At 62.0% G+C, this 6,388-nt stretch carries 4 protein-coding genes; 1 reads left to right on the top strand and 3 read right to left on the bottom strand.

Going from position 1 to position 6,388, the window contains the following annotated elements; translation table 11 throughout:
- Positions 1 to 149: hypothetical protein (locus GY769_23320; GenBank protein ID MCP4204850.1), on the top strand; the 149-nt coding region annotated here is incomplete at its 5' end.
- Between the two features lie 898 nt (positions 150 to 1,047).
- Here the strand turns inward: GY769_23320 and GY769_23315 are convergent.
- The 3 genes from GY769_23315 to GY769_23305 all read right to left on the bottom strand — a co-directional run bounded on the left by GY769_23315 (position 1,048) and on the right by GY769_23305 (position 6,352).
- Positions 1,048 to 2,607 (bottom strand): hypothetical protein, encoded by a 1,560-nt coding sequence (locus GY769_23315; GenBank protein MCP4204849.1) that lies wholly within the window; start codon positions 2,605 to 2,607, stop codon positions 1,048 to 1,050.
- A 288-nt stretch (positions 2,608 to 2,895) separates the two neighbouring features.
- Complete coding sequence (locus GY769_23310) at positions 2,896 to 3,870, bottom strand: hypothetical protein (protein MCP4204848.1); 975 nt, start codon at positions 3,868 to 3,870, stop codon at positions 2,896 to 2,898.
- A 1,243-nt stretch (positions 3,871 to 5,113) separates the two neighbouring features.
- Positions 5,114 to 6,352, bottom strand: a complete 1,239-nt coding sequence (locus tag GY769_23305) for a toll/interleukin-1 receptor domain-containing protein (protein MCP4204847.1) — start codon at positions 6,350 to 6,352, stop codon at positions 5,114 to 5,116.
- Positions 6,353 to 6,388: the final 36 nt, after the last annotated feature.

Raw genomic sequence — 6,388 nt, 5'->3', positions numbered from 1 at the left:
CGATCTTCGGCGACTTTCCCGGCTCGGCTCAGGCCGTGGCCGCCTACGGCCTGTGGGCCCAGGCGGTCGAAGCCGAGGACCAAGGGCACCTGGCGAAGCTCACCGCGGCTTGCCGCACCGCCCTCGGGCGGCTGCACAACGCACCATGAACAGTGAAGATGAGCCCGCGGCGCCAGGATCCCACCCACCAGCGCTGCCCTTCCTTGGGCCACTGCTACCGAGGCGCCCACCGCCGCCACCGACGCGACGGACCACAATACTCGCGTGCCAGGCGCTCATCGAGCAGCTGTTCGCTGAGCACCGCCGGAGCTCAGTTCATGGTCTGGATCGGTTCAGATCATGCGCAGCGGTCGTTCAAGACGCCACCGGTCAGACCGTATCCTCAACTGAAGCCGCGGGAGTCGCGTCAGGGGTCGAGGCTCGGCCACAGCCGCGAGTCGACGCCCGGCCCACCCATACATGGGTGAAGTGGGCTGACGCTCGCTGGAGCCGGCATCACTGGCGCCGTGGAGACCTTAGGGGATCCGGATCTGCTCGAGGGCTGTGCTCTGCGTCCGAACCCTGAAAGGGTTCCATACATTTGGCTCCGCGACGAGGTATACAACCCTTTCAGGGTCGTATGAAACTGGGCGGAACCGGCCATTCTTGACTGCTGCGGGGCGCCGCCTAACTCCTTGATTCCTCAGTGCTTACCCCATCATACCATCGTCGGGGAGTAGCGTATCACAGCGCCTCCGAGGCGTGTCAAGGGGGAATGTCGGGGAAGCACTGGACAACACTCCCTCACGGTCGACAATAGTCGCCAACACTCGGGCCGCCAACCGTCAAGATAGCGTCGACTACGATACAGCAGCGCTGCTAATCCACTGGCCGGCAAACCAGTGCGCCGAGCGCAGGGACCTGAAAGGGCCAGAGTCACCAGTTTCTAGGACCGGATGAGCCCGCCGTTTTGCCTCCAACGATTCACCCCTAACTCCGGTGACAGCACAACTACGACGGAGTCTTTAGTGGCTTACGGCTCAACAACTTCGAAAAAACGAGGCAGCGTCATGCCGCGATCCTCGTAAGTTCTTCTGTAGAAGCAGCTAACGCCGCCTGCAAACTCATGACGAGCGAGCGGCCTGTGAGCGTCACTTGGTAGCGTCGCGACTTGGGCAGACGACGGATAGCACTGTGGTCGCGCAGGAGCCGGAGAGCACGGGTGATCATCCCCGAGCGCTGTTTCTCCGTCTTGCCGACATGGCGGGGATCCTCGGCCAAGATCTGGCGCAGATCCTTGTTGCAGAAGCCGCCGACAGTAAATCGTGGATCGGAGATCGCGTTGAGCAGGGCGAGATCCTTACCCGTCGGGTCGAGCGCACGGACGCTTCGACGGCGCCGACGTTTGCGGCAGGTGAACGGGGCGAGGATGGACTCGAAGGGCTTGGTGGATCGCATCGTGGCGATGTGATCAGAGAACCGGTCATTGATCTCCTGGCAGACTCGAGCTCGCAGGGTGGTGTCGGCAACCCCCTTGCGAAGGGGCAGCAGCTCCTTGGGAGTCGATTTGCTCGCCCCCTGCTTACGGCGGTGAACGCGGAAGGCTCCAGGATTGTTGACGGTCGTCTCGATGCGCAGGACATTACCCTCGTTGTAGAGCTTGACGCTGTTGCGACCAAGCCAATGGCGGACCCGACAGCCCTCGTCCAGATCCAGGACCGTGGTCTTCAGCGGATCCCGCATATCCCGCCGGGGTCGGTCGTCCTTCCGGACTGGACGACCGAAGTAGCGCAGAAGGCGTCCGGGATAGGCGCCGATGAATGCATGTCGGATCACACCGTCGATGATCCGGTCCAGGTCGCGACGGTCCTTGAACAGCAGATCGCTGGCCCACTCGCTCTGCCACAGGGTCCAGGTGTAAAGCAGACGATGACCCAGGGTCGAGGAGATGGTCGGGAAGGCGATCGGGACGAACCTATCCAGCATCGAGCACCAACTCGTCCTCAGCTGCTGATCGAGCAGACCCTGCATGGCGTCGAGGTCGTCCACGCGGAAGATCTTGTTGCCTTGACGCTCGAAGCCGATCCCGGCTTTCTCGAGCTGGCGCACCAGCCATTCCCGGCCATTCATCGCGATCTGGATCCGGTACGGAAACCACGTCTGCAGCCGGATGTTCATGAACCCGTAGTCCGGGTGGTCCAGGTAGGTGTAGAGGTGCTTACAGCGCGTGTGATAGCTCCGCAGCTTGGGGCCGTCTTCACCCGGCTTGAGACGGTAGCTGCTGCCAGCCTCCACGCACGACCAGGTCCCTACGAGCCCGACCGGGATGCCCTTCTCCTGCTGACGCCGTCGAGCCTCCTCGTCCTTGCGGATCGCGGAGGTCCGCAGGTAAGTGGTCGGCTCGCCGCACTCCCTCAGCGACCACTCCTCGACCGCAGAGGCCAGACGGGCGGTCTGTGTGAGCACCCAGGTCTTCGCGTCCTTGAAGAGGATCCCTCGGCGTCGGAAGAAGCTCATGGCGCCTTCCGGGTACATCAGGGGACGGATCATGCCCTGGAACACGATCCGGTCGAATCCACTCGCGACGCCGACAATCGAGTCCTCAAAGGTCTTGATAAGCTGTTTCATGGCGGTGACCTCCTTTGCTGGTATTGGTCTACACAGCATATCTGGAGTCTCACCGCCATTCTCTTCGTTCACTACAGCTCGAACTTCTGCTTTTGGTTGCGGCTATGCCGCCTTAGCTCAGTCTTGGGCTAAATCGGCCCCCGGAACGCAGCCTGAGGGGGAGGATGAAGGTTTCGGAACAGCAGCCGGCGTCTTCGGGCGGGCAGATTCGGTCTGTCAGGCGTTGGAGGATAAATCTCGACCGCCGGGGTGGGACCCCGGAGTATCCGCGGGCGTCTGTTCGGGCACTCACGTGTTGGCTGCGGGTTCGAGTCGAGCATCGCGACACAGGCGGTCAATCTGAGCTTGAATCCGATCGAAGGCTCGACGTAGCGGTTGGCCGAAACTATGGGTGGTTTCGGCCAGGACGCTCCAGCCTGGTCGTAGGATCCGCAGATACACTTTGGAGAAGAACAGGGCAATCTTCAGGCCGTAGGTGGTGACCACGTAGCGATGGGTCTTCGCGATCCGGTGGATGATCCCTTTCAGGCGTAGGCGCCGTAGATCGTAGGTCATCTGCCCGGGAGTGTACTGCTCTAGCGAGCGTCCGAGCAGCTGCGCCACACGAGGCCGCAGATCGCGGTGACGGAATCCGTGCGGAGTATGGAAGAAGCCGCACAGGGCCTGGAGCAGCGCCATGACCCGCGGATCGCCGAAGCGCATCGCTGAGGCCCGTTGGTTGCCCACCACGGTGGGCTTGTGGAGGCGATTCAAGCCTTGGTCGCTGAAGCTGCAATGGTGAGAGAGCTTCTCGACCTCCAGCAGCTTGCGGTTGGCCTGCCGCCCGAGGGCCGCCAAGCGGTTGAAGTTCTCGAGGCCTTTGTTGATGCCAAAGTCTAAGGTCTCGTTGATCGTCAGCTCGCTGCGCAAGCCACGCCCGCCCTTGAAATACTGCTTGAGGTGGGAGCTCTTGTAGTAGATATGCAGGCTGGGGCTGACGCCCTGGGTGATGACGCGAGTGCGGTAGCCGAAGCGAGGCGGCGGCGTCCTTCGAGTGATCCGTCGAGGGAACACAAGGCCGACGCGGTCGGGTCGACCCAAGTCCAGATGCTCGCGGATGACTTGCTCGAAAAACTCCCGCCCCCGCACCGGTCGGTCGAAGATCTGGGTCAGGCTGATCTCCATCTGCCAGATGGTGAGTCGGTGTTCATAGCCCGCTGCTCGGTCTGCCTCGCTTAGAGGCCAGGGGAGCCTTCGCGACCAGCGATCGAAGAAGGCTTGCACGTCTGAGGGGCCGAGTTGGTCACACAGCTGCTGAAGCCGCTCGGGATCTTCACAGCTCAGGAAGCCATTGTCGAGACTCTCAAAGCCGACCCCCTCGTGCCGGAGCTGCTGCTTGACCCATTCGTGGCCATTGAGGCACAGCTTGACCGGATACGGAGCATAGCTGCCGATCTTCAGGAAGCCAGGGCCCCACTGAGCGTCTTGGACGTAGAAGTAGTAGTGATTGACGTACACCGGCTCGCGGCGGAATTCGAAGGTCACCGAACCCCGAGGCGTCGGCCGTCTGTGAGACTTGAACGAGGAGCACCGCTCCTGCGCTGTGCCGATCAAGACGACGCCTTCATCGGCCTGGAATCTCCGCCGATGAGCCGTCGCGATATCGTCCTTGCGTTGGCCCCGCTCAAACGGGATCTTGCCGATACCATGTCGCTGAGCGAAGCCCTGCACGGAAGCGACAAACCGATCGTGGATCGGCTTTAGCTGAGCCAGCGACGGGATGCGGCCCCCAAGATAATGCCCGAGGAACCACGCTAACTGTCCCGACCTCTGCAGCTTGGGTAAGTAGCCATTGATGTAGAGCCGATCTACACAAGACACGGACAGCGTGACATGATCACTGAGGAGTTCGTTAACGGTGGGACGCATGAGGGACCTCCTTCTTACCAGTGGAAGTCCCATCATGCCCCACCGTTCTCTACTTTGCGAGAACTTTCCGCTCTAGGCGGTTTGAGGCGAAGCTTCGTTAGAAGTCTTGACCGGCGTCTTCTGGGCTTCGCTGTTCACGCTCCGTGAAATCGCGAAGCCAGGGGCTTTGTTGGCTGCCATCTGGCGTTTGCTGTTCACATAACTCCCAGCAACTCGACCGTAGCCCGCGAAGTAAGACGAGGGCGACGTTTCCTGGGCTCCGGTCCAAGTCGTCATGGGCGGGATGATCGGCTTCGCCAGTGCTGGTCGACCGCTGACCGCCATGGATTCTTCGCCGCGCTCCGGGGCTTCATCGGGTGGAGTGTCGCCGACCGTCTGAACGAGATCGAGGCCCCAACGCTGGTGGTCGCCGCGGAGCACGACTACACGTCGTCGGTCGAGAGTAAGAGGGAGTGGGCGGCCCGGATGCCGCGGGCGGAGTTGGTGGTCGTCCCCGACTCTCGCCACGCCTTGCCGGCGGAACGGCCGGAGGAACTCAATCGCTTAGTGCAGGAGTTCCTCAACCGAATCGAGGGTGATCCATAGGCCGACGCTGGCCTCAGTCGCTAGTGTCAGCCTCCCTATCGAAGCTGGAGAAGATCGCGGCGTCCAAGATGCAGGGATACACTCCGGCCTTCTCACAGAGAGCTTGAACGCCCTCAGAAACGAAGTCGTAGTAGTGACGCGACTTGACCTGCCGGGCCTTGCCGCTCTTCCACTCCCCGGAGAACAGGTAGCCGTCGAGGTTGAGCGGGATCAACGCCAGCGTTTTCTCGCCGCGGTCCTTCATCAGCTTCCGCTCCTTCTCGAACGCCGTGTCAATCTCGTTGTCGACCCACCAGCTGGTGAGGGATGCCTCGGAGCAGCAGAGCAAGACCTTGTCCCAGAGACGGATGCCGCGGTCGACCATTTCGTAGATGTCGTCGCCGGGGAGCATCTCCTTCTCATCGAGCCAACAGCGGATGCCCTGGGCTTGGAGGTCGGCATAGAGGCGGCGGGCGAAGCTCGTGTCGGTGTGGCTGTAGCTGATGAAACAGCTGTAGAAGTCAATCGGCTGGCCGATTCGGGAGCGGAAATAGTCGACCCAGTGGTCCTCGACGCCAGCATTCCTGAGAAAGGCCTCGATCTCCCCCTGTCGGCAGGGGTCCTTGGCGAGCCCTGCGGCAGTACGTTCCAGAGTACTCGTCGCGACTGAAGAGCGATATGTATGGACAACCTTGTCGAGCCCTTGTGTTTGGCTCAAGTCAACGTCTCCTATCGCAGTGCCTCCCAGCACTGAGCGTTCGAGCCGCGCGCGATGGAGGCGGGCGCCTTCGAGGTAGACACGGACGAGACGGGCATTGGTGAGATCAGCGCCTTTCAAACGAGCGCCTGCGAGGTTGGCGCCTGTGAAGTTGGCACGGTTGAGACGGGCGCCTTGGAGGCCTACGCCGGGGAGGTCTGCGCCGTCGAGGCGGGCGCCTTGAAGGCGTGCATCGGAAAGATCTGCGTCTCTAAGGCGGGCGCCTTGGAGGCGTGCGTCGGCGAGATTTGCATAAACAAGACGGGCGTGCTGGAGACGTGCGCGTCGGAGATTCGCGTCGGCGAGGTAGCTCTCGGTGAGGATGGCGCGGCTGAGGCGTGCGCCTGCGAGGTTAGCACCTGCAAGGTTGGCACGGTCGAGAGAGGTGGCGGCAAGATGGGCACCTTGGAGGTCGGCATCCCTGAGGTCAGGCTGGATCTCAACGTGCTCCTCCCGCCAAGTGTTCCACGCTTTCACCCCCTGCTTGAGGATCGCCAGGTGCTCTTTCCTCGCCATGGTGACCGCCGCTCTCAGGACCCGGACCGGTATGAT

The organism is bacterium (assembly GCA_024224155.1).
Lineage (GTDB): Bacteria > Acidobacteriota > Thermoanaerobaculia > Multivoradales > JAHEKO01 > CALZIK01.
The sequence above is the reverse complement of the archived record's forward strand: the minus strand, read 5'-3'. Positions and strand labels throughout refer to the sequence as shown.

Bases quoted from the DNA above. Each gene is read 5' to 3' on its own strand.
- GY769_23315 (MCP4204849.1), bottom strand. From the start codon at position 2,607: ATGAAACAGCTTATCAAGACCTTTGAGGACTCGATTGTCGGCGTCGCG.
- GY769_23305 (MCP4204847.1), bottom strand. From the start codon at position 6,352: ATGGCGAGGAAAGAGCACCTGGCGATCCTCAAGCAGGGGGTGAAAGCG.